We start from the raw sequence: 23503 nt of genomic DNA, 5'->3' as shown, positions 1-23503 counted from the left end.
CGCGTTATTCGATAAGAGCCAGCCAGCGAGCGCGTTGACCCTCATCCATTTTCGTCGAGCGGATCGCCGAGGCGAATGACACTCTTGGCGCCACCTCCGGCGGCTTGTCCGATCGATAGCTCGCCGATGTGGACAACGTCGGATCGAGTGACAAGAAGCCAAGAAGGTTATTGAGTTGTGTGCCCAGAAAAGCCGAGAGACTGCGCAATAAAAGCAGAGGGACGGTGCCGACTTCGATCGATCGTTGCTCAAGCTTGATCAGGATCGAAACCGGAATGTCACACGCCGCGGCCGCTGCATTGAGTTCGGCGCCGGTCCTGCCGGCGAACGGATCGATGATTGGTTCCAAGCCAAAAGCAGAAAGATCAGGGCCTGGTAGCGGCGGAACATTGGAGTCGTCGCTTTCAGCGCCGGCATGCCATTCTATGGCGAAGCGAAGGATTTCTTCGCGATGCGCTGGATAGGCTTCGATCGCGTGGGCGACGGCCTCGGCCGACAGATCGGTCGTCGCAGCGAGTTCAGTCAATAGTTCGGAGAGGTCGGGGGCGGGCTGGCTCACTCTTCAGCTCCCTTCTTCATCGTCTCAAGCTTGTCGTAGGCACTTTCGAGAAGCTGTCGTATTCGACGAGCGGAAACCCCAAGCATTCTACCGGCCTCCTTCTGGTCGACCTTAAGATATTCCGTTGCCAAAAGGGCGCGACGTTCTTTGTCCGAAAGCTGGTCAAGTGCGTCACGCAGTTCGAGCATCGTCTCAGCGTGTGTGCGCCGATGCAGGTTCGACCGCGCGGCAATCGCCTCGCTGCCGTCGTCATCTCCGTCGTCGTCATCTGAAGAGAACACCGACGCTGGAATCTCGGCTGCATCACGGGCCTGATAGCGGCGTATAGCGTCGATGATCTTGCCCTTGATGGCGCGGTTGAAGGCAAATTCAAAGACGTCGAGCAGGTCATTCTGATTTGCGATCTTATCAATGAACCACACCCGCAGATCGCCCCGTATTTCCGTGCGTCGTTCGGAGTGGATTCCGCCTGTCCGCTTGATGGCTCGCTGATCCACCCTTTTGAGAAATTCGAGCAGGATGGACTCGTACGTAGGACTGCGACCGCCATTAGGCTGGAAGTTGCGAAGGAAATAGAGCAGGCATTCGTCGGAGGCAGGTGTTGAGCCAGACACCAGCTCCTGCATGGGGCGAAGCAGAGCCCGGCGGATCTCTGCCTCGAGTTCCGGACGCCGATAGTATGTCGTGCCGTCGTTCGTCTTTCGTGTGAGTGGAACGAGATAGTCGGGCGCATCAGGAACTCCAGAGTTCTTCACCGATAATTCCTCGATCGATTGCAATCCGAAAATGCGGTAGGTCACGTTCTCTTTTTGTTTTTTGCCGTGGCATGACATTTTGTGTCCTGCGTCCGATGCGACTCAAACCTTCCCAAGGTAATCGTGATTCAGTCCTGGAAACAAGGATCGGCACCAATCGACATTCACGCAGTAAATAAGCTCGTTCTGGCTCCCTTAGCGCCCATCTCCAACTTCATATTGCCCGGCGTACTCTGCTGGGACCTGCTGTGCCGAGGGGGTTCTCCGGGGTGATTGTAGCGGGCGTGCCGAAATTCATGGCCATCGCCAGTCAGTACAGGCAGTCTGTGCTGCAATCTTTCATGATTGGCGGATCTCGGGCGATATTATAGAGATGAGATTGGCCAGCCGTGCGCCTGCCTCATTCTGCTCTAGAGGGTGCGGACACAGGAGACTGCAGTCGGACGCTTCCGGGAGTTGCTGAAGATAGCTCCACTTTGCCGCCGGCGGGGGAAACAGCACAAAGCCGCCGAGCGGATGGCATCTGACCACCTGGTCTGCTGCAGCCCACGCTATGGTGCGCCTGTAATGCTCCACCGTGTAGGGTTTGGTGTCGAGTCTGTCCGGCGGCGTTCCATGGTGCTTAGGGCTCGCCAGGCAGGCGTCCCCGACCATCAGGAATCGCCCCCGCGGGCGAGGTGATCCTGATCAAATAGTCTGGCGAACATCGAAGACCTGAACCGAAATAGGGACGATCCTCGTCGAATTTCTGGTTGAGGGCAGCCCACTCCAAAGCGGGCATTCCCCGATCATGGACCGGCGGAATTCGCTCGTAGTCAATCAAAGCAGCCTCCGCTTCATAATCCAGCTCCAAAACGACCTCGCCCCTCTGGAACTGCCATGAACAAGATTTCAGCATGTCGACCGGATCCGCGAAGCACGTGCCGGTAAAGCCCAAGCTTCGAAATTCTTTGGCCAGCCACACGGCTCCCCAGAGTTCCCATAGGGTGTTCATATAGACTGGGGGATATGAAGACCTTGAGGACTCGACTTCGGAAAGTGCCTCGGAAACGCGGGGGGCGAATGCTCGAAGAAGTTGGCGCAAACGATGATCCCGTTGGAATACCGGGGCTAAATCTATACTAGTCAGCAATTCAATATCATTCCCGAGAAGGGAAATGACACCTCGTAATTCCGTCATACTGAGGCCAAGCTTTTCAAGCCGGCCAATCTCATCATTGATCTTCTTTTGCCGCGCGTCCGGATTCTTCCTTGCGGCTCTCTCCCTCAACAATCGAAGCTCCTTTGCTACCAAATCGGCGGATTGCTGGAGATGGCGGTGTCTGAGCATTGCCCAGTGAGAGACGATCGCATTCTCGGGTAACGGCACGTCGCGCTTGGAGCGAGGGCCCAACTCTTCAAACGGATCGCGTCGTATCGAGCGTGCAGATCGCAGCTCGTCGTTGACCAACTGGACCAGTTCCGTGGGGGTTGTATATCCACCACTGTTGCGTCGCCGGCTCCATGATCGGTCCGGGCGCTCGGTGATCACATCCCAGGTAGCAGAGACGTCCAGCTCGGACTCAATGTCCTCAATCATGGCGACTACATCGCGGTAGCCGAACAACAAAGTCGGGATGACGTAGCAACGCAGCGTGTAGTTCTTGGGGACTTTCAAATGCAAAATGACTTCACCAAAGCGGCGATTGCGGGCTAGCTCTGCTCCCAAATCCCAACGCTGCCACGACCTTCCTTCCGGTGCCACCTCAGCAAGGGCTTCGAGCTTCGGACCCTCTTTGGCCTGGGCGGGAAAACCTCTGACAAGCAGATCTAGATATGGGCAGTCGTCGCGTATGATGTACCAGGCATGCGGATCCCATGGATATTGGACGGCGACGCCGTCGTCGCCCATCACACGCGCGAATTCTATCTCGGACTTTGCTAATGCCACGGAGAAACGAATCCGAGGCGGGATTGCTGCCGTGCCAATTTCAGACGTCGACGTGTCCGCTGCAATTCTTCCATGCCATCGACAGCCTTGTCCAAGGCGTCGAGAGCCGGCTGGATTTGATCGAAGGCTCCTGATAACTTTATTAATATACGGCTTGCCAGAACGCGATCCACTAAATCATCTCGGTTAAGAAGGTCCCTGCCCTGCAGATCCAATCTGTGGTAGAGGCCGAGCAGCGCTTTGATGTCCGCGAGCGCTCGTCTGGAAGGAAGCAGGTCGTGCCGAAGGTCGTTTTCGGCGACCGCGACGTGAAGAGCCTTCAGAACCGAGTCGATACGCTCGTCGCTACTTGCATCATCGGCAGGCACGTGCGGGAGCCCCGGGAGAGGATGGATCGTACTGAAGTCGGGCAGGCAGACAGGTCGCTCAACGTCCCATGGGACCTGCGCCAATTCGACAAGGAAGCAACGGTCGATCACTTTCGGCGACGGTGGGCGCGAAGAGTCATCGATGTTCATCGTGCCAAGCACCCGACACGGCGCAATCTTCATGTCAGGTGCGATCACGCCTTTGCCGCCGTCTAACGCATGGAACAAGCGCGATAGATAGTATTCTGGCCGGGTGAGGTTGAATTCGTCGAACAGGACGATATGGGAAAGAGCTTGATCTCCTAACAGATTAAACAGCAGACCGTTCTTATCGAAAAGGACGCTATCGCTATCCCAGTGCGCTTGGACGGCGATTTCATGGAAGGTCTTGCCAGTCTCCACCCCAAGGATGCGAGCCATTGTGCGAACTAACGTGGTCTTGCCGCAGCCAGGTGGGCCTGCAAGCAGCACAACCGGGCGTACTGCGAGCGCGAGTAGCGTTACGACGATGTCATCGAAATTTAGGTGCGGTGCGGCGCCCTTCAAAACGTCTCTGAGAGATTCAAGGGCGTTGGAGAATTGCGCGTCCGATATCCGCGTGCCCCAAGTGAAACTTTCGTCTCGTGCGAAATCCGTCGGCACGAGGATTTCGACGGCAACGGGTTCGATCGACCTACCGCCATCCCCGAGACTTCCAGCACCTTTCCCGTTGGATTCATAGGTGACGTGCTCCACGCCGACTGTGGCCGCCGGTATGGATGTCTGATCCAAACTTTCTGCATGAGATGACTGGTCGGCGGGCAAGTCCGACATCCTCGGGCCTGCACCATCCCTGACAACCGTCTCTTCTACTGTCTCATCTGGTCTTCCGGAATGCGGGCTTAATTGCGCTTCATCGAGTCCATCTTGCACAAGGCGTTCCAATTCCTCTGCGGACACCCAGCCACGATCCGCCGTCAATGCGACGATTTTGGACATGCCGAGATCGAGAATGACGTCTTCCGCTGCGTCGACCGCCAACGCACCAGGAGGCACGGGACCATCGAAAGGGTTCAGCGCCTCTTCTTGACGCTTCCGGAGAATGTTAGCGTCGATCCATAGCGTTGACCGGGTATGGTTCACCTGATCGGAATGAACGGTCGCCCTCTGCTTTACGGCATCCCACTCGATTTGCATCTTTCCTGGGGACTGGCGGACCTCCATCGCTTTGAACTTGCGCCCTCGGCGCGCCGCTACACCCGCCGCTCCACCGGGAACCAACCGCATCTTCGGACGCGCCCCTGTCGCGAGCGAAGGCAGGTTCTCAATAGGCCGTATACCTCCATCATCGAAGAACGGGTCGTTGGGATCCAGCACACTTACCTGCTGCTCGAGCTCCGCCGGCTGCTTAATTCCCAAGATCAGGGGGTACGAGAGCGTCGATTCCAATGCAGGCCTCAAGACATTTCCGCCTTGACCATCCGGCTCACGGAGCCGGGGCGGGTCGTAGTTGTGGAGAATGTGTGCAAGGCCACCGGCGGCGGCCGCGACCGCGAAGGAACTGCCTACGCGAAGCACCGACGGCCGGTGTTCCCCGGGGAAGAACGAGGCGAGCATTGCTTCCTCGAACCCCGGGAGAAGGCTCGTTCCTCCCGCCAGCAAGACGCCGTCGATGAGACGGTATGCTTCGCCGGCAGAGGTCACTTGGCGTTCGCTTAGACGAGGCGCGCTTTTTCGTTTCGCGTCGTCGCTCGACGTTTGATTGTCGTATAGACGCTCGCACAAATTCTCGAAAAGCGGTCGTAGCGATTCCGCCAGGGTCTTTGACGCTGACTTCAACGTTGCTTGGCTGATGGAGATGGGTGCTCCGGCCGACGGTATCTCGACAAGGACGTCTCTTCCTGTCTCGCTCGCTTTTACCTTTGCATGTTCTATTGCTCTAAGGACCCGGTCACGATTTTCGCGGTCTTTGTCCATTAGCGACTCAGAAACACCTAACACCTCGGCGAGATGCGAATCGACCCACCTACCGGCGTTTGCGACGCTGTCTCCGCGGAGCGCTCGGATGCGCAGATCACGCTGATCGCCTTTCAAATCGATATCGACGATGGTTCCGTCGCGTCGACTGAGGACTAACGTCATGTTCGCTGTCGAGGCGCCCACATCGATCACGAGGATGACGTTGTTCGCTCCAGTCTCGAGCTTCAGAGTGCGCTTCAACAGGCGGAAATACTCGGCCACCATCTCGGGTTCCGGGATGATTGTGACACCCGGTATTGCCGCTTCGACTGCTTCCTTATACCGAATGCGCGTCTTGTCTTCGGCGATCGACGGCATCAACGCGTACTTTCGACGTTGTTGATACTCCGGTGGCAGCTTCTCAAGGATTTTCCGAAGATATTCGCGGAAGACCTCGTCGCGGTCCAGTTCCCGGAAGGGGGTGCGCGGGTTCTGCGTGTCGTAGAACATCTGCCGCACTGCCTTTTTGCCGTGCAGCATCCAATCTTTCATGTCATCTATCTGCAAGACCCACTCAGCGTCTTTGGGGCGCTCCAATTCTAGTGTCCAAACCTTGCGATCGTTGATCTCCGGATCTGCGACGATAAAGCATGTCGACGGACAAAACGGCTGCGCGTCCTTTTGCAGCAGAAATCGAAACGCGCTTTCCGACATGGTATGCCTTTATGCTGGTGGGCAGGTCGAACAAGACGACGGCTACACGAGAGTTGCCAAGACGTGTCTTCTTGATAAAGGGACGTGTCAATGGGAGGGAGCTAGTTAAGATTACCTGAGATTCTCATTCTAGTGGAAATCGCGAAGTGAGTTCATTGAAATACGCACTTCGGCGGTTCGCTGAAGATCGATAGGTGGGTGAAGAGATCCGTCTAGGCCAATCGGCGTTGAAGCATTTCATTTCAGCCCGGAGTGCGACGATCCTTCCGCGCGTGCGGGTCACATTGCATTGAAAGCCGTTCCGTTAGAATTCGTTTGGGCGTGGACGTCGAAGATGCGTTCACCCTCGCTGAGGGAACTGAGATCTGATCGTGATGCCGCTTGAGCCTGCAGACGGGGCTGTCATGCACCTCATTTCTGTCGTTGGGACTCGCCATTCGCAGCGACAAAGGTCTCGCTATTCTTAGGTCAAAAGTTCAGGTACTCGCTTGGGACCTAGCGGTTCTTTCTTTCGTCCATCAAGCTTATGGCCATCAACGAGGCAAATAATGAAGGCCGATCGATGACAAAGCGACTATACCCAGCATGGAAGCCGAAGTGGAGCGAACCTTGTCCATGCGCCTCGGAGAAGAAATTCAAGGATTGTTGCCGTCGCCGCCTACCTGGCTTCGATATTGGTAAGGCCTATTTCAAGGCATTGAAGGACCGCCAGCAAGAACGAGCGCTGCTCGCCGCACGAGCTGACGTAACGCAGTATACGATCTGGCACAGATCGCACACGGCGCCAGTCATTGCCAGAGCTGGCATGGCGTTGAAGCTGCTGCGGATCGATGTCAATGCCCTTGGAGACTATGTGGGGCGCCTCTCGGCTCTCTACTATCGGCTGGGCAAGTGGAACGACTGGCCGGCAGCGCTCAACCATTTGCGTGAGAATATTCAACACACTTGGTGGCACCGAAAAATCACATATTACCGCGCCGTCCACCATCTTTCTCCAGAAGGCGACCGCACCGAAGCCCGCCGTGAGCTAGCGAAGCTGGAGCCAATCACGAAGGACGAGAGCGACCTGGACATCCTCCACCTCTTCGTTGATCTGCAGTTCGACAGCCAGTCATTTGCAGATCGAATTGCGATCCTGGATCGCATTCTCCAGCTCGGCCAGGAACGCCGCAACCAGCTGCAATACCGTCAAGGCAAGGCGATCCAATACTATCTGATTGGCGACACGAAAACAGCTGAGGAGCAACTGTTCGAGGTCGTCGAAATGGTTCGGAGCACTGAAGACAGCGACCCGCTCGAGGGCCATGAGCGGCATCTCTTCGGTTCGCTCCTGCAATTACTCGGCTCGCTCAAGCGCGACTCCAAGCTTCTGAAACAGTCCGCCACGCAGTTCCAGGCCTTGCTAGCTGAGGACAACTGGACCGACCGCGGCAAGGCCGCAATCCTTGGCGAAATGGGAGACAGTTATCGCTATGCAGGGGAGTGGGAGCTGGCTGAGCGAACCTATCGCGATGGCATAGCCCTCCGCGGCCCAGGCCTACACACGGTACACCTTGCTGAATGCCTTCTTCACCTCTCCGGCGCAGAGCGTGCGGCGTCGGAAATCGACACCGTCGACCGAACGACCCTAGAGCGTCGCGAGTTCGATGACTTCGTTTTCGGCTACGCAACCATCGCAATTTCATCTGGAAAGAAGGAACGGCTCGAAGCCGCAAAGGACCTACTCCAGAACCTTTCCCGATCCGAGCCGATCTTCAACGAGCGGCGCCTCAAACTGATGGTAAGCGTGGCGGATGCTCTTGCAGGCAAAGCGACTGCCAATTCCGACGCGCCGAACGGCGTTGTGGCGGCCTCGAGTTTCCTCCTGCTGCAGCCGAACTTCCTCGGCTTTGGCATCAACTTCAACGCAATCATAGACTATCTGGCGCGCAAGAAGCCCAAGGACCCCCCCTCTTGAGATTTCCTGGAGTTGCCGTTCGGCTATGCGCGGCATGTCGGTCGTAGAGGGCAATTCTGCCAATGCCTGAAAGCGACAGGACCTAACGCTGAAGGGACTAGTTGCGCCAGAAACGGCCGTTGGGGGGTGCCCCCAGACACTAGAGGGAAGCGGTCTAGCACACAGGACTAGCTGAGCTGCAAGGCGGGGAGCAGGTAACCCCCAAGGGCACATTTTTCTGATATCGGCCAATTATTACGCTAGTGTCACTGTCCCTCCTACCTCAATACCTTGGCGAAGATGTCTCAGGCGCAAGAATGGTCAGACGAAAACATGGATGGGTTGAATGCTCGTGCGCTGCATTTGCACACAATTGACTCGTTAGTTGCAGATCTGATTGCAGGCATCCCAGTTCTCATTGAAGGCGCGCGCACCTTCTCTCTGCCTGATGCTGCAACGCGTAGCGCGTTGGCATGGTACCAAAATCGTGGCCCGGCGGCTTGGAGTGCTGATGTCCGCTCTCCGCATGCAGAAGAACTCGTGGACACGATCTCCCAACCGCCACCTGCTGTGAAGGCCTTGCCCTCCCGGCCCGCGAACGCGAACAATAGACGACTTCGGCTGAAGAGGGTGGAGGCCCACCGGTTCGCCGGCCTGCATAAGTTTGGGACACCGGATGCAGCCCCGGAGAATTATGTCCATGAGTTCTCGTCCCCAATCACGCTCTTCGAAGGGCGGAACGGATCCGGAAAGACCTCGCTGCTCAATACCGTCATCTGGACCCTCACAGGTCAGATGCTTCGGCCGCAGCGCGAGCCGGAAAACCCGGAGGACTTCGATTGCTGGATAGGCAATGCGGACGAACGAACAACGCACAAATTATCGTCGCTGACACCCATGCCACTCCTGGACGAGTACCGGCCTGACAAGGACGGGGTGCCTGCGGATACATGGGTTGAACTGACCTTCGTTGATGATGGCGGCGTCGAGCTTCCTCCAATCCGCCGAAGCATAACGCGCTCGCTTCAGGGCAAGCTCAAGGAGTTGCCGCCCGATCTATCCGCGCTCGGGGTCGATCCCATCGCACTCCGCATCGGCACCGTCATGCCGGCCCTGCTCCCGCTCATTCGGTTGGGATCTGAGTCGGAATTGGGACGCGCAGTGTCAGAGCTTACAGGGTTGTCAGCGCTCGTGGACCTTGCCGCACATACGCGCCGCGCGAAAACCAAGATTGACAAAGACCTCGTCAAGGCTAAGCGCAGCGAACGCGACAAGGCGGACGGCGACTACAACGTTGCCAAAGGCGACCTCGAAAAAATCTTGCGGATGCATGCTGCGCTCGAGCCGCCCATACCGGTGCCAGTCCCGTCGGACGACAAGGCCATCGAAGAAGAGGTTAAGACTATCAAGGCGCACTTCGACGACGCAAAGGCATCGGCGTTCGAGTCCGCGAAAGAGATCCTTGGCGGGCGTTTCGATCCCGCCGATGCAAAACTGCGTTCCGACCTCGAAGAGAATATCGGTCGCGCGCTCGAGCGTGTCAGCCAGCTTCAAACGTTGAAGTCAATCGCGCGGCTCGCCGACCTCCGCAAACTGACGCCGGACGAGCTTGGCGATGCCGAAAATAAGCTAACTGCCATTCTGACGGAAGCGCGCACTCTCCAGGAGCTGGCGCAAAATCCTTCGAGCGCAGCACGCACGCGCTTGTATGCACGGATCAAGGCCTGGATGACGGATCATCCGGACCCAGCACGCGACCAAGACCGGTGCGTCGTGTGTGGTGGCGATCATTCCAATGCCGTTGACCCTGTGACGGGCCAGCCGGTCAAACAGCACCTAGCTGGGGCTGCTTCCGATGCTAACCTCTTGTCGCAAACCCTTGCCCATTGGACGGCAAATGCCCATGGCGATCTGTTGCGCTCGTTGCCCGAGGCGCTTCGCGCTGAGTTGGTTACGGACTTGCCGTCAAATCCGTGCGACCTTCTGAGAAAAGCGCTCGTTGACGAGGCTTTTTCGTTCGCACCGTTCGCAGGCATTCTTGGCGAGTTGAAGTCGCCCACGGCCTTGAGCCTCGATGGGGTATTCGAGAATCGCGCGGAGTTGGATGATCCCATCGCCATCGCGTTGCCAGCAGGGTGTACCCACCTTCAACTGGCCTTGGAGCGGCTTGACCGGGCGATCCGCTTTGCCCGTTGGCGCCAGAACAACGATGCCTTGGCACGGGAGGTCCTCACCCGCGTACTCGGGCGCAAGCCCAAGGAAGGGGAGCCTGCAGAGAAGCTAACCCTTACCGGTAAGCTGTTGGAACTTCAAAACATCGTCAAAGCAGCCGAGCCGATATCGGACGCGTTGACCCAGTGTGCAAGGCTCTCAAAGCACTTCGCGACGCGCCGGGCGGCTGAAACCCGGCTTGCCAATTACGCAACGGCAAGCACGGCGCTCGGTCAACTCGCTGATTTGGGAACGTTGGCTGACCAGCAAGTCGACCAGCTTCGCAAAATCCTTCGAACGGACGCCGCCGCATGGCGTGATCTGATCTATCTCGGCGCATTTCCCGATACGGCTCACCGACTCGTCGATACCGGTATGGGCCGTAAAGGCGAATTGGACCTGGTCGTCCAAGCAGGAGGTGTCGCGGCTCCAGCCCAACATGTCACGAACGCGTCAGCCCTGCGGGCGAGTTTGGTCGCGTTCTTTTTCGCCTTCTGGCAGCACGTGCTGAAGGAGCGCGGCGGCTTGACTATCCTCGTGCTCGACGATCCCCAGGAGCTGCTTGACGACGAAAACCGGGAGCGGCTGGCGGCCGCACTCGGAAACTTGGCAAGCGGGGGCGCGCAGGTGATCGTTACGTCCTATGATCCCCGCTTCAGCGGCCGGGTCGCCAAAATCCAGCTTCCGGGAGGAGTTGAGCACCTTGCGGTGCATCCCGCGACACGGCTGCAGCCCCGTGTCAGGACGATCGTGCCCCATTCCGTCCTGCTTGAGCGCAAGAAGCACTTCGATGCCGACCAAAATGAAGAAGAGTCCGCACGCGAGTTCGCCGACGGATGTCGCGTGTTCCTAGAGGCGCAGCTTGGGGACATGTTCGACGATCCTGCCCATTCATCCTGGGCCAAGGCTACACCGAATCCCACGCTCGCCGATTTCGTGCAGCGAATGCGCCCATTGGTGCGCGCTGGATCGGCCGGGATGTTTGGTTCAGGCATTTTCAGGCGGTTCGCGGAACACCCTGCGCTGGGCGACAATTCCGCAGTGGTGGCCTTGATGAACAAGGCCCATCACGGGCGTCGACTAGACATCACCGCTGGTGAGGTCGCGCAATGCGCTGGCCAATTGGTCGATCTGATCAAGCTTGCCGAGGACATGCGTGAAGAATGCTATCGCTGGCGCCGGCGGGACGCCCCAGAAGCGAAGCAGAAGTTTGAGGCGCCTGCCGCGATCGACTTTACTTCGCTTGCCATCCCGCGAGTCGTCATCTGTCCTGACTTGGCGGCCTTTACCCGGCACCGGGCGGCTATAGGAACCCAAGACGAACCAGAGATTCTCGACACGCGCGCTCTCGAGGGCTGCGTCGCATACTATCTCAGGCGGGCCAACTTCGGGTTCGCGGCACCTGCTGGCAGTCTTGCGATCGTTAGGTCCATCGCAACGCCAAGCGCGGACCGGCGGCTTGTGATCGCTCGGCATAGCAAGGATATTTACGCGCGCCGGTTGGTTCGCAGCGCAAATGGTGGATTAATCGGGCTCACTGCCGAGATACCGGACCCGCGCATCCGCAATCCAAAAACCGTCTTCCTTCCCGAGGATGAAACAGCAATTCACCAAGTTGTCGGGGTCATTTTCGACCACAGGGTGCGCGTCGATCATGGCCCAGAAGAGGCCGTAGCCGTTGACGCCAACAGGGAGTTGCAGCGGATCGTAATCGCCTTCCGTGTGGTCGATGAAAGTGCCGTGCCGCTCGCACTCGACAAGCAAGTCGTCCTTGGAGGAGACCACATCGAACTCGACACCCTCGGGCATCATCAGGACGCCCTCGTTGCCCTCTTCCTCGATGAAGGATCAAGCATTTTCAAGCGGGTGGGCTCGGCACTTCCTGGCGACCTTTCCCATCTCAGGCTGTTCGAGAGCATAGGCGGGATGGGATCGTCTCAGGTCCTTTCTGTTGGAAAGGCTGCAAACGGGGTTCCATCGGTGGTTGGCGCTCGGAAAATCGTCGGCGTGCTTTACAACGTCTAGGGTATGCCTTGTGGCCAATCTCTAGCGTCGTGATCATTGAGTTCGCGCCGACCTCCCACGGCCTTCGTATCACATGTCGACTTTGACGGTCGAAACGCTCGCCTGTGCGTATGCGCCAGCCACTTCCCTCAGCCTTGCCAAATGTTCCAGGCAAACCTCTTCAACGCCCTTATGGAGCTCGGTTGTCCGCTCGCCCAACCAGACGAGAGCCTCCTCGGTTATCTGGTAGTGCATGGAATAGCGGGCCTTCACATAGGCTTCGTTCAGCGTGTTGAACCAGGCGCGATGGCGTTGCTGTTCTCCGGGCCAAGCCTCGAACAATCTTCTATCCTGATCCTCCGCCAAGGCCCGCAGAAAAGTGAGCTTATGAGATAGCGGGCTATAGTTGGTAAGCACCAGTAGCAGCGTCGAATAGGTGTGCTCGATGGCTTGGTGGAGTTGAAATGCAGCGTTCTTTTGTCTGCCTTTCGTTAGGGCATACAGGAAGGTATCAAGGAAATCTTGGCGCTTGGAAAGCGATCGTCGAAATGGTCCTTGGCGGTCTCGTAAGCATCTTTTGGTGTGAGCGGCTTGGGTTCGGCAAGCGGCTCTTCGTCAAGCTCGTAGTGGACAATGCCCTCGCGGCGGATGTCGGTGAAAAAGTACTGCCCTTGGCGCAGTGCCGTGTTCACGAAGCGGCGGCTGTGCATGATGAAGCTGGTAGGCGTCTTAATGGCGCGATCGCGGTCGAGCCGATCCTTCGCCTTGTACCAATAGGCGAAATCGGAAAGCTTGTTGTTGTTGACCACCACCAGCAGATCGATATCGCTGCGATATCCCTTCATCGTCAACGGCTCGTCGACCCAGTCACCGCGGGCATAGGAGCCGAACAGGATGATCTTCAGGATGCGGCCGCTCTTCTTCCAGTCCGCGCTGCTTTCCGCCAGCGCGTCCTCGAATTCGGCATGAAGGATTTCGACCACACGGGCCAATTCCTCCTGCTTGTGCTCCGGCAAATGATCGATGCTGGTTTTCATCCTGGTCAAGTCTGGTGAGCACAGGTGCGAGTCGACGTGTCCGTTATAGCAGCCTTCGACACATGCGAAAGGCTGTCAGAGCTCAGTGCGAGCAACCGATCCCGGAGGTTATGCGACTTCATGCGTCGTTTGATTTCCCAAAGCGTTGGCGGCGATCAGGGGCAAGTCCTTGGCGCTGATTCTCTCCACCATTGTGACCAATCTCATTAGGTGATCGCTCAGGAACGTGTCGAACTTTGCCAATGCCGGTTGCGCCAGTCGGGCAGCAAGTTCTTCACCGGATGGCGCCGGCGAACCGGCTATATCCCGCAGTGCTTCCATAGCCTTCTCTGCCTCGCATTCCTGAAGTTCAATCGCATGCCCGAAATGCGATGCTTTGAACTCGCGGGCCAGCAATGCCAGGGTTAGCGTCTGCAGCTTCCTGGTTCCGACCCAGGGGAAAATCAGGACCCCCTCCCCATGCGCTATGATTGAACTGCTATCCAGCTGCAGGTCCAGGAACGAACTGCGCGCCTCATCCAGCAGCCGGTTCGCGGCAGGGTCGAGATAGGGGTAGGCCTCATCGGATGCGAGAACTGCGCGCATCGTTGCCACCACATGATCGTGGATGGCCGCCCCCTTGCCATTGAAATGCGGCGGCTTTCCCGCCCGGGTCGGCTTGACCATGATGACCCGAGCGCGATCATCGATTTCGATGATTTGCCAGCGCCGCCCCGCAAAAATGATCGTTTCGCCACGTGCAAGTGGAGAGCTAACCTGAAAAATTCATGAGGGTTGGTGGATGTGGCGCAAGCCGTTGAAATGACTTAGGATTTGGTTGCTTAAGCCGATCCGAACCATTTCCCGGAGACCACACCCACCATGAACGATCTTACGCTGCCGCTGAGCGGTTTGTCATCAGTCGGCGGCAAGTCCGTCGTCGCCCGTTTCGAGGGCGGCATGCTGTCGTCCAACAGCGGCGTTCTGGCTTTGGCCGAGGTGGAAAAGCGGTTGCGGGTGGCCGAGCGTCTGGCGCGTTGCATCGACGATCCGCGCTGCCCGGACCAGGTCGTCCACAGCCTGGCGGACATGATCGGCTTTCGCATGAAGATGATTGCCGCCGGCTACGAGGACGGCAACGACGCCAACCGGCTGCGCCGCGATCCGGTCTTCAAGATGGCCCAGGATGCGCTGCCGTCGGGTCGGGATCTGGCGTCGCAATCGACGCTGTGCCGGCTGGAGAACCTGCCCGGCGTGCGGGAGCTGGTTGCGATGGGGCGGGCGATGGTCGATCTCTATTGCGCCTCGTTCCGGCAGGTGCCGAAGCGGATCGTACTCGACATTGACGACACCTTCGACGCTGTGCACGGAGGCCAACAGCTTCGCCTGTTCAATGCCCACCATGACGAATACGGCTTCCAGCCGATCGTAGTGTTCGATGGGGCGGGACGGTTCGTCAGCGCGATCCTGCGACCGGCCAAGCGGCCGAGTGGGGCTGAGATCCGCCCCCCACCTGCGCCGTCTGGTGCGGGCGATCCGGATCAACTGGCCGAACATTCGAATCCTGCTCCGCGGCGATAGCCATTATTGCAGCCCGCAGGTCATCGACTGGTGCCGCGCCAACGACGTCGACTTCATCTTTGGCCTCGCGCCCACCACGACCCTGCGCAAGCATGTCGCGGATCTGGAGGCCAGCACGACGGCGCGCTTCGAAGCGTCGGCCAAGACAGGCAAGGTCCGCAGGTTCAAGGAGTTCGTTGACGGCGCCGCTAGTTGGAGCCGCGTCGAGCGCATCATCGCGCGGGTCGAGGTCGGCGCCCAAGGTGCCGATACCCGCTTCGTCGTCACCAACCTTGCCGGTGGGAAGGCCAAGGCGCTCTACGAGGATGTCTACTGCCGGCGCGGCGCGGCCGAGAACCACATCAAGTCGTGGAAGACGCATCTTGCCGCCGACCGCACATCCTGCACCAGAGCGACGGCCAACCAGTTCCGGCTATTCCTGCATGCCGGTGCTTACTGGTTGATGTGGGGCTTGCGGGCCGCGATGCCGAGGCGCTCGAGCTTTGCCGTCGCCCAATTCGACACGCTGCGATTGCGCCTCATCAAAATCGCTGCGCGGGTGGTCGAGATGAAATCGCAAATCCGCCTGCACCTGCCGACATCGTGCCCCGACCAGCGCATCCTGCGCATCGTCCTCGATCGCATCCCCCAACTCGCGACATAACGATGGGGCGCAGACGCCCCGAAACGAACCCGTCGACCGCAACCTGCAAACCCCCGCCTGCCATCACGACGGAGCAATTCCGGCGCCTGACGAGGCGCGTGGAAAAGCACCGCAACGGCGACCACAGCGTCGCTTCAGGCCGTCAAAAGCTTATCGCCGTGCATTAAGGCGGCTAAGCGGATAGGTGCCGAGTGTGCGTGCATCGTGAATGATCCGGTACTCTCGTTCCGTGGCGAAAACAGCATAGAATTCGTACGATTCCGTGATTTTTTCCCCGGTCTCTCCGATCATGAGCAAGCCTTCCGGCGACTGCTCAAGCAACTGGTTTTCAGGCGTGGCCATGCACCGAAGCAATTCGGCAAATAGCGTCCTGTCCACGGCTCGGAAAGGACCGCGCTCGCACAACAGTTTCCAGGCGATCGTCGGGCTTACACCCCCGGTCTGCACGATCAGTGCCATCACTTGATGGAGGAGCGTTGAAAGATGCAGGCCAGCTGGCATTGGCGGCTCACACCATCCCGCCCGCAGGCACTCAACCATCGCAATCGACTGAACCAGATCCAGGCGTAAGCGATCAATTGGGTGTCGCCCCTTACCAATGGGAGGCTCGATGACGAACATGCGCAGCGTTGCGGGCTTTCCGGCCCTGCGGCCGGATCGGCCGAGGCGCTGGCGAAGTGATGCGACCGAAAAACCCGGCCCGATCTGGGCGATTGTCTCCACCTCGCCAATGTCGATTCCGAGTTCCAGGGTGGTGGTCGCGACCGCCGTGGTCGGGCGTGGATCGTCTCGAAGCCGCGCTTCGACCTCCTCGCGCATGGCCCTTGCGAGATTGCCATGATGCGGGAAGAACTCATTTGGAAAGCTCGCTTCGTCGCACATCGAACGCAGCATGTCGGCATAGACCTCGACATTGGCGCGAGATCCGGCAAACAGGAGATTGCTCTGGCCGCGCAGCAGACGAAACAGGTCGGACGCAAGCGCCGCTGGGACCGTCGATTGTTCAAAAGGTTCGGCCGGCTTTCCCGGCGGATCGCTATTGTCTGCGGCAGCCATGAGATCGCCTGGATCGGTGCCGTCCAGCAGGTAACCGCGGATTTGCAAACGGACCCCGTTTCCCTCGTCCTTGCCTTCCACGATCGTGACGCTAGCGCCCTTGCCGGGCCGCAGCGCCTCGGCAGCCAGGCTCATGTCGCCAAGTGTTGCCGACAGCCCAATTCGATCGATGCGGTCTCGCGCGGTCGCCACTTCGATCCTGTTCAGGATCGACTGCAGCTGCATGCCTCGCTCGGTGCCAATGAAGGCATGTAACTCATCGATGACCACCGCATCGAGGCGCGAAAACATCTGCGCAACCTCCCCGCCCCTACGGACGAGCAACGCCTCAAGCGATTCCGGGGTGATCAGCACGACACCCGACGGTCGCTTTCGTGCACGGGTTTTGGCGTCTGCCGACACGTCGCCATGCCATTTGTGCAGGAGGACGCCGCTCCCTTCGAACAGGCTTTCCAGCCGCCGGTGCTGATCGTTGATCAGCGCCTTCAACGGGCTGACATAGAGGATGGCGAACCCATCGGCGCTGCCTGCGTGCTCGGCATGCCGGGTCAACAACGGCAGGAAGGCGGCTTCAGTCTTGCCAGCGGCAGTGCGTGCGGAGATCACGACATCGCCGCCCGCGAGTATGGCCGGAATAGCTTTTTCCTGGACATCCCGTAGCGACGGCCATTTCCGCTGCCAAATCCAGCGCCTGACGGGCTCGGAAAGCGTGTCAAATGCGGAGGGTTGCAAGCTCGTCGTCCGCTCCGCCTTCGGCGTCATCGATTGGCTGGTCACCTGCACCGCCTCGATCTTCCGCGACGTCCATTATGCCGAGCATGTCTTTCCAATCTGTGCCGGGATTTTGCTGGAGGATTGCGAGCAGATCGACGAAGGCCTTCACCGTGTTGCGCGGAGTCCGAAAATAAGCCTCGCCGATCCGGTTGGCGCAATGGTCCATAAAGGCATGGAGTGCCTCGTCCGGCACCAGCCATTTTTCCTGATCGCCGGCCGCGAAGACGTCGCGTAGCCGCTCCAGGAGATGGTAGAGTTCCTCCGGCGTCAGGTTCGGCAGATTGACCACCGGACCGGAATAGTCGGCCAGGCCATTGCCGGCAAAACTGTTCCCGGCAAGGCGGGATTGCAAGGCCTCGTAGGAGTAAAGGCCGCGCCGCGTGTCGAGCAGAAATTCCGGTGTGCCGCCCAGAATGAAACCGATACCCTGCGTCGTGCCCTGCAGGACATCGTTGAAGATGCGCAGGATCTGCTCGTAATTCTGTTTGCGAGCCTGGGCGCTCTGCAGCTTGTAGAGATTGACGAGTTCGTCGAGGCAGACCAACAGGCCGCCAAAACCAGCGAGCCTTGTGAAACGGGCGAGCAGCCTCAGGCCATCGTAGAAGGACGCGTCGTCGATGATGGTACGCACGCCCAGATCGCCTCGCGCCTCTGTCTTGGTCGTGTATTCGCCGCGCAACCAACGCAGCGCGGCGTCCTGCAAATTGCTGTTTCCTTCCTCGTAGCCCCGCGCATAGGCAACGATGACGGTTGCGAAATCATAGCCACCGACCATCTCGCGAAGATCGCCAAGGCCTTCCTTGATGGCAGTTTCAATAGTCGTCCCGCTTGAGGAAGCGCGTTCCGATGCCTTTTGTATGTAGCTTTCCAGAATGTTTCTGAGGGCCCCTCCATCTGGAGCGGTACGGGTCGCAAGACTGGTGGCGAGCTCGGCATAGAGCGTGCGCGCCTGCCCGCCGGTGGCGTGGATGCGGCGATCCGGAGAAAGGTCGGCCTGGCAGACGGCGAGCTTGCGCTGAAGTGCGATCTGCCTGATGAGAAACAGGAAGAAGGTCTTGCCTGCACCATAGGCGCCGATGACGAGACGGATACTCGACCCGCCGTTGCCGATCCGCTCTATGTCCTGGATAAGCGCTTCGATCTCGCGCTGGCGCCCCACCTGAATATGCTGGAGACCGATGCGCGGCACGACACCGGCACGCAAGGCGCTGATAATGGTGTCTCGATCTCTTGGTTTGATAGGTGGAGGTTTTGTCGTCATGCTGACATTCCTTCGACAGAGACGGTGAGCGACGGAGACTGGGGAGTAGTCTCGGAAAACAGGCTGGCGTTGACGATGACAGGGTCCTCGCCGTCCAGGACCAGTTCGTCGAAGCGGTCGAGGGACCAATCGTTTAATGCTTGCTTCGCCGCGCCCGGCATCAGATCGGCACCGCGCACCAAACGCTCAAAATCCGAAGCCGTCCAGGCTTCCTGCTCGATCAGTTGCAACAGAAGCCACGCATAGCGTCGCTCCAACCCGTCGAAGGGCGCATCCCCATTCTCGATTTCCTCGATCGCGGGCTGAAGCTCGATCGGCGGCTCTGCTTCGTCCAGGAAGATATCGGCAAGGACGCTGGACGTGCTCCGGGTTTCACGTCGGATCGCTTCGAGACGCGAGACGTCGACGCGCGTCGCAGGTGTTCTAGGAGGCGCCGGCGACACCGGAATGCTCGGCGGCTGGATCCCGGCGGGGATAACCAGGGGAAGATCGTCATTTCCGTCGCGCGGCCTGTTCTGCGGCGCAACACTCCCCTGCAATCGCAAATATAGGGAGTTTTGGTCAAGATCCATCAGCCTGAACAGTTTCTCGAGCTGCGACACTTCTCGTGCGTGAAGGGTTCCGTCTGCCACGGCGATTGCCACCAATTCATCGGCAAGGTCTTCGCGGCGGTCCTCAGGCACGTCTCCTATGCGTTTGGTCCAATCCGCTACGCGGCTGGCATCGGCTGCGCAGACCTTGAGCTCGGCTTTGAGGCGTACACGCTCGTCCCTCGACAGACCGGGCGCTTCGTCAATCTTGCCGAAGAGCCTGCGTTCCTCCAAGGGGTGGAGGAGACCGTCGGCGAAAGCGATCACCATGCCGAGCATGATTGACAGCAGCATGGGGCGGTAATGGTCGCCGGGCTCGAGATTAGCTTCAGCTTCACGCTCCAGGCCAAAGACCATTGCCAGTTCGTCTGGTTTTGCGGACTTCAAGGAAAAGGAAGGATCGGCAGTATTGCCATAGCCAAAGGCGGCCAGAATTCCGGAAAGGTCCTTCTGCTTTGCCCGCGCGGCAATTTTGTCGGGCTCCATCCCAGCCAACACAGCGAGTTGACGGATCGATATCAGCGCACCATCATTCGACAGTTCTTGCAGCTGGCTTAAGGGCTGACCAGGAAGCTCTTCACAATTCTTGACGCGCAAACCCAAGGGCAGCTGAGCCACAGCCGCAAGGGTCGGCTTCAATCCCTCCGAACGGCCGAGCATGCGGCTGTAGTCGTCGAGCCGATCCGTGCAGTCGTCGAAGATGCGGCGTGCGCCGCCTATCGGTTCGCCGCGGTTTGTGATGTCCGGCAGGTCGCCGCCAAAGGGGCGAATTTCAAGATCGAACGTTCCGCTGCAGGCACGGTAGTTGACCTTCAGTTTTCGCACTCCCGCGGCCGGAACGCGCATGCCATTTGGATATTGCTTCTCCACCGCTTCCGCGAACAGCTGTCGCAATAGCGTCTGTGCCCGTCGCGCCGGCGTTCGCACTCTCGTTTCGGGATCGGCTAGGACGTAGGCCAACAAAAGGTCGGGCTCGATCGCGTCTCCGCTGCGTACCCGGATCCCGAGGGCGACTTTCAGCATTATCGGGATTTCGTAGCTATTTTCCTCGACCTCCAGATCAAGCTTTTCCGGCAACTGAGCCGATTTTAGCTGATAAGCCGAAAGCAGCTCACCAGCATACCGCTTGAATGAGCCATTCCCCCCGTACACCTGCAATAGCCGGCGAACCTCGGCAACGACAGCATCGGCGTCGGGCACATTTTCCTGCAACATGAGGCGGCGTTCGAGACCGTAGAAATAGAGGAACACGTATCCGATATAGGCGTCGGGATCGGATCGCGACCCGGCAAGCCAGGAGCTATGGCTGAAACTGGGTGATGACGGTTTGAGAAGGGCGGCGTATCGAGGCGGGTGATGAAGCCTGCCAGAACCTCTCAAGGAGAGCGATACGCCATGAACGAGACTATCAACATTGTTCGCCTTCGTCAGCCCGACGAAATCGATGATCCCCTGACGGATGTGCTTCGCACCGGCGCGCGCAAATTGCTGGCGCAGGCGATCGAGATGGAGGCCGAAGCGTTTCTTGCCGAGATGCGGGATCTCAAGCTTCCGGACGGACGTGACCGGCTGGTCCGGCACGGTCACGGGCCGGAGCGGAGCATCCAGACGGGGATCGGGGCGGTGCCCGTCAGCCGGGTGAAGGTCCGGGATCGCGGCGCGAACGGTGAAGCGGAGCGCATCCGTTTTTCCTCATCGATCCTGCCGAAATGGGCGCGTCGGACACGAAGTCTGGATGCGCTTCTTCCCGTTCTCTATCTGCGCGGCATTTCGACGGGCGACTTTCAGGAAGCTCTGGCAGCTCTGTTGGGCAAGGAGGCGCCGAACCTCTCACCCTCGGTGATCACGCGACTGACGGCGGAGTGGGGCATCGAATACGATCGTTGGCAAAAGCGCGATCTTTCGGCGCGCCGCTATGTGTATGTGTGGGCGGACGGGGTCTACCTGCAGGCCCGGATGGAAGATCATGCCGAATGCATGCTGGTCCTGATCGGCGCCACGCCCGAGGGCAAGAAAGAGCTGCTCGGCTTCCAGACCGGCATTCGTGAGAGCGCACAGAGCTGGCGCGAGCTGCTGGTCGACGTCAAGCGTCGTGGCCTGCAGATCGCGCCCGATCTTGCCGTCGGCGACGGCGCGCTTGGCTTCTGGAAAGCGCTCGATGAGCTCCTTCCCGGCACCAAGCACCAGCGATGCTGGGTGCACAAGACAGCCAACGTGCTCAACAAGGTGCCGAAATCGGTGCAGGCCGCCATGAAGACGGACTTGCGCGAAATCTTTTCCGCCCCGAACCGAGCCTCAGCCGAGACGGCGATTGCCGTCTTTGTCGAGAAATATGATGCGAAATACGGCAAGGCGGTCGACTGCCTGACCAAAGATCAGAATGCCTTGCTGGCGTTCTACGATTTCCCCGCCGAACATTGGGATCATCTGCGAACGTCCAATCCCATCGAGAGCGTCTTTGCGACCGTTCGCCATCGCACGGTGCGTACCAAGGGCTCACTCTCCTCGAAAACCGCCAGGCTGATGGTCTTCAAGCTGGTCATGGCCGCGGCCAGGACGTGGCGACGACTGAAAGGACAAAATCAGTTGCCTAAACTCATCGCAGGTGCAACGTTCCAGGATGGAATCGAGGTCATTGAACTGAAGCCGCAGAGCGCCGCTTGATCAGCCTCGTCACCCAAATTGCAGCATAGCTCGCAAGCCAGTCCAGATAGGATTTTCGCGCCGCGGGCGAAATGCTTGAGTAGGAAGGCCAGTAGCCCATCGTCTGACCCAGTGGATCGCCGTGAGTGGCGACAGTCAATCTAGGGTCGATCAGGCAGTTCTCTGGGTCGGTTAAACTGCCCTGCCTCGGCAGGTGCTCACCTACATAGATCATGCCGCCGGGAATGGTATGGTTTCCCACCATTGCTACTGTATTCGCAGGGATCCAATGTGCCGACTGGCGCGCGGTGGGGCTCGCCCGCCCTGCCGGTAGCCGGTCGAACCACCGCGGCTGGTCCGACCCGGCCGTGTTGGGAACAAGAATAGGGCCGCGTTGCCGAATGAAATCCGCAACCTGAGCATTGTGCGATGCGTGCGATCCCTCGGTTGTAGTCGTTGCCGGAATGACCTTGGTGGTTTCAATGCTCTGCCAACCCGTTTTTGCGGGAGCGAACGGCTGCCTGGCTGAAGGATTGGCCCCTGATTTGGACCGTTGGACGGCTCCGCGTTGTCTGATGAAACCGTCGACCGCGGCGTTGTGGGCCGCGATTGAAGCCGCAATATCCGCCGGCAGGACCGGGTTTTGGTCGACTGGTTCCTTTCCAGCACTGTTGGCTGGAACCAAGCGATCGTTCGGAACATAGAGACGATGCCTGTCGGTTCTGGCTGGCCGGTTGACACTGCGCTCAGGTTCGCTGCGCTTGCTTTCGGCTGTTGCTGGACCTAACTCCGCGGCTGGAGTTCTTCGGCGCCTCCGCAAGAAGAACAATGCGGCTGCGACCCCTAGCAGGCCCAAATAGATTAAACGCGGCGTTGGAGTGGTTGGCCCCTCACTGACCTTGTTGGTCTCCGATGCCAAGCGATCGGATTTGGCTGACGCACCCTGGGTGTGCGCCGGCAAAGGCAACGCCTGGTGAACATCGCCGCCAGCTTGCCCGGCTTCACCGTGACTTATTTGTGGAGTTGTCTTCGTTGGAACACCAAGCTTCTCCAAGAGCGACGGGTGCGCATCCGTGGCTATGGGCCTCAACGGCCCACGCGTCACCCGGGGTTGCGGAAAAAGTGCCGCCGACGTCGCTTCGTCCAAAGTGCCGGTCTGAGGAAGATTGCTCGCTTTCTGGAAAGCCTTGAGCGCACTGATGGACCGACGTCCCCAAATTCCGTCCGCGGTCCCGAGATCGTAGCCATGGTCGGCAAGCGCTTGTTGAGTCTGCCGAGCGGAGTGTTCAGATTCCTGTGCAGTTGCGGGGTCTGCGACGCTCAGTGCTGTCGCCAAGGCGACCACCACAGTCCAAGGTAATGGCAACCTCATCCCTTTTGCCCCGCCGTCCCAGTTTAAGCATAGCTGGGATGAGTTCTTTTGAGAACTCGCGCTATTACATTTCCTCCGAACGGGAGCGGACGTTCAACAGCAGAAACTGCCGATGTCTTTTGGACACTCTGGCCCCTCGATCTCGTCGCCGT

12 protein-coding genes and 2 pseudogenes are annotated in these 23503 nt (G+C 58.9%); 4 read left to right on the top strand and 10 right to left on the bottom strand.

Features of this window, described 5'->3' with window-relative positions; genetic code table 11:
- Positions 1-4 precede the first annotated feature (4 nt).
- The 4 genes from HB778_RS39115 to HB778_RS39100 all read right to left on the bottom strand — a co-directional run bounded on the left by HB778_RS39115 (position 5) and on the right by HB778_RS39100 (position 6264).
- Entirely contained in the window at positions 5-559 is a 555-nt protein-coding gene (locus tag HB778_RS39115; RefSeq protein ID WP_183465839.1) for a hypothetical protein, read from the bottom strand.
- Positions 556-1392: a sigma-70 family RNA polymerase sigma factor gene (locus tag HB778_RS39110; RefSeq protein ID WP_183465837.1), complete on the bottom strand. Its 837-nt coding sequence runs from the start codon at positions 1390-1392 to the stop codon at positions 556-558. The genes HB778_RS39115 and HB778_RS39110 overlap by 4 nt, the downstream gene beginning before the upstream one ends.
- Positions 1393-1936: 544 nt before the next feature.
- Positions 1937-3205 (bottom strand): hypothetical protein, encoded by a 1269-nt coding sequence (locus HB778_RS39105; protein WP_183465835.1) that lies wholly within the window; start codon positions 3203-3205, stop codon positions 1937-1939.
- A gap of 29 nt (positions 3206-3234) precedes the next feature.
- Positions 3235-6264: an AAA family ATPase gene (locus HB778_RS39100; RefSeq protein WP_183465833.1), complete on the bottom strand. Its 3030-nt coding sequence runs from the start codon at positions 6262-6264 to the stop codon at positions 3235-3237.
- A 526-nt stretch (positions 6265-6790) separates the two neighbouring features.
- Between HB778_RS39100 and HB778_RS39095 the strand changes: the two genes are divergently transcribed.
- Positions 6791-8221: a YecA family protein gene (locus HB778_RS39095; protein ID WP_244662190.1), complete on the top strand. Its 1431-nt coding sequence runs from the start codon at positions 6791-6793 to the stop codon at positions 8219-8221.
- Positions 8222-8500: 279 nt separating this feature from the next.
- Entirely contained in the window at positions 8501-12436 is a 3936-nt protein-coding gene (locus tag HB778_RS39090; RefSeq protein ID WP_183465831.1) for an AAA family ATPase, read from the top strand.
- Between the two features lie 69 nt (positions 12437-12505).
- On the opposite strand, the pseudogene HB778_RS39085 reads toward HB778_RS39090, so the two are convergent.
- Positions 12506-13452, bottom strand: a pseudogene (locus tag HB778_RS39085) (nucleotidyltransferase and HEPN domain-containing protein).
- Between the two features lie 108 nt (positions 13453-13560).
- Positions 13561-14118, bottom strand: a complete 558-nt coding sequence (locus HB778_RS39080) for a hypothetical protein (protein ID WP_183465829.1) — start codon at positions 14116-14118, stop codon at positions 13561-13563.
- A gap of 195 nt (positions 14119-14313) precedes the next feature.
- On the opposite strand from HB778_RS39080, the pseudogene HB778_RS39075 reads away from it, so the two are divergent.
- Positions 14314-15655: pseudogene (locus tag HB778_RS39075) on the top strand (IS1380 family transposase).
- Between the two features lie 150 nt (positions 15656-15805).
- On the opposite strand, the gene HB778_RS39070 reads toward HB778_RS39075, so the two are convergent.
- From HB778_RS39070 to HB778_RS39060, 3 genes are read right to left on the bottom strand one after another with little or no spacing between them, the layout of a single operon-like run.
- The gene (locus HB778_RS39070) at positions 15806-17473 is read right to left on the bottom strand and encodes a DEAD/DEAH box helicase (protein ID WP_183465889.1); all 1668 of its coding nucleotides are present in this window, start codon (positions 17471-17473) and stop codon (positions 15806-15808) included.
- Positions 17424-18746 (bottom strand): ATP-binding protein, encoded by a 1323-nt coding sequence (locus HB778_RS39065; RefSeq protein ID WP_183465827.1) that lies wholly within the window; start codon positions 18744-18746, stop codon positions 17424-17426. Before HB778_RS39065 ends, HB778_RS39070 begins: the two co-directional genes overlap by 50 nt.
- Entirely contained in the window at positions 18743-20587 is a 1845-nt protein-coding gene (locus HB778_RS39060; RefSeq protein WP_244662188.1) for a TerB N-terminal domain-containing protein, read from the bottom strand. Before HB778_RS39060 ends, HB778_RS39065 begins: the two co-directional genes overlap by 4 nt.
- A 144-nt stretch (positions 20588-20731) precedes the next feature.
- Here HB778_RS39060 and HB778_RS39055 point away from each other — a divergent pair, with 144 nt between their 5' ends.
- Entirely contained in the window at positions 20732-22000 is a 1269-nt protein-coding gene (locus HB778_RS39055) for an IS256 family transposase (protein WP_183457400.1), read from the top strand.
- Here HB778_RS39055 and HB778_RS39050 read toward each other — a convergent pair.
- Entirely contained in the window at positions 21969-23315 is a 1347-nt protein-coding gene (locus HB778_RS39050; protein ID WP_183465823.1) for a TerB N-terminal domain-containing protein, read from the bottom strand. The two genes, HB778_RS39055 and HB778_RS39050, sit on opposite strands and share 32 nt — an antisense overlap.
- Positions 23316-23503: the final 188 nt, after the last annotated feature.

Source organism: Mesorhizobium huakuii (assembly GCF_014189455.1).
In the GTDB taxonomy this organism is placed as follows: domain Bacteria; phylum Pseudomonadota; class Alphaproteobacteria; order Rhizobiales; family Rhizobiaceae; genus Mesorhizobium; species Mesorhizobium huakuii_A.
Note: the sequence above shows the minus strand (reverse complement) of the source record. Positions and strands in the feature narration are given on the sequence as shown.

Excerpts from the sequence above, each read along its gene's own strand:
- HB778_RS39055 (WP_183457400.1), top strand. The coding sequence starts at position 20,732 with ATGAACGAGACTATCAACATTGTTCGCCTTCGTCAGCCCGACGAAATC.
- HB778_RS39065 (WP_183465827.1), bottom strand. The coding sequence starts at position 18,746 with ATGACGACAAAACCTCCACCTATCAAACCAAGAGATCGAGACACCATT.
- HB778_RS39100 (WP_183465833.1), bottom strand. The coding sequence starts at position 6,264 with ATGTCGGAAAGCGCGTTTCGATTTCTGCTGCAAAAGGACGCGCAGCCG.
- HB778_RS39105 (WP_183465835.1), bottom strand. The coding sequence starts at position 3,205 with ATGGGCGACGACGGCGTCGCCGTCCAATATCCATGGGATCCGCATGCC.
- HB778_RS39080 (WP_183465829.1), bottom strand. The coding sequence starts at position 14,118 with ATGGTCAAGCCGACCCGGGCGGGAAAGCCGCCGCATTTCAATGGCAAG.
- HB778_RS39090 (WP_183465831.1), top strand. The coding sequence starts at position 8,501 with ATGTCTCAGGCGCAAGAATGGTCAGACGAAAACATGGATGGGTTGAAT.
- HB778_RS39095 (WP_244662190.1), top strand. The coding sequence starts at position 6,791 with ATGGCCATCAACGAGGCAAATAATGAAGGCCGATCGATGACAAAGCGA.
- HB778_RS39110 (WP_183465837.1), bottom strand. The coding sequence starts at position 1,392 with ATGTCATGCCACGGCAAAAAACAAAAAGAGAACGTGACCTACCGCATT.
- HB778_RS39070 (WP_183465889.1), bottom strand. The coding sequence starts at position 17,473 with ATGACGCCGAAGGCGGAGCGGACGACGAGCTTGCAACCCTCCGCATTT.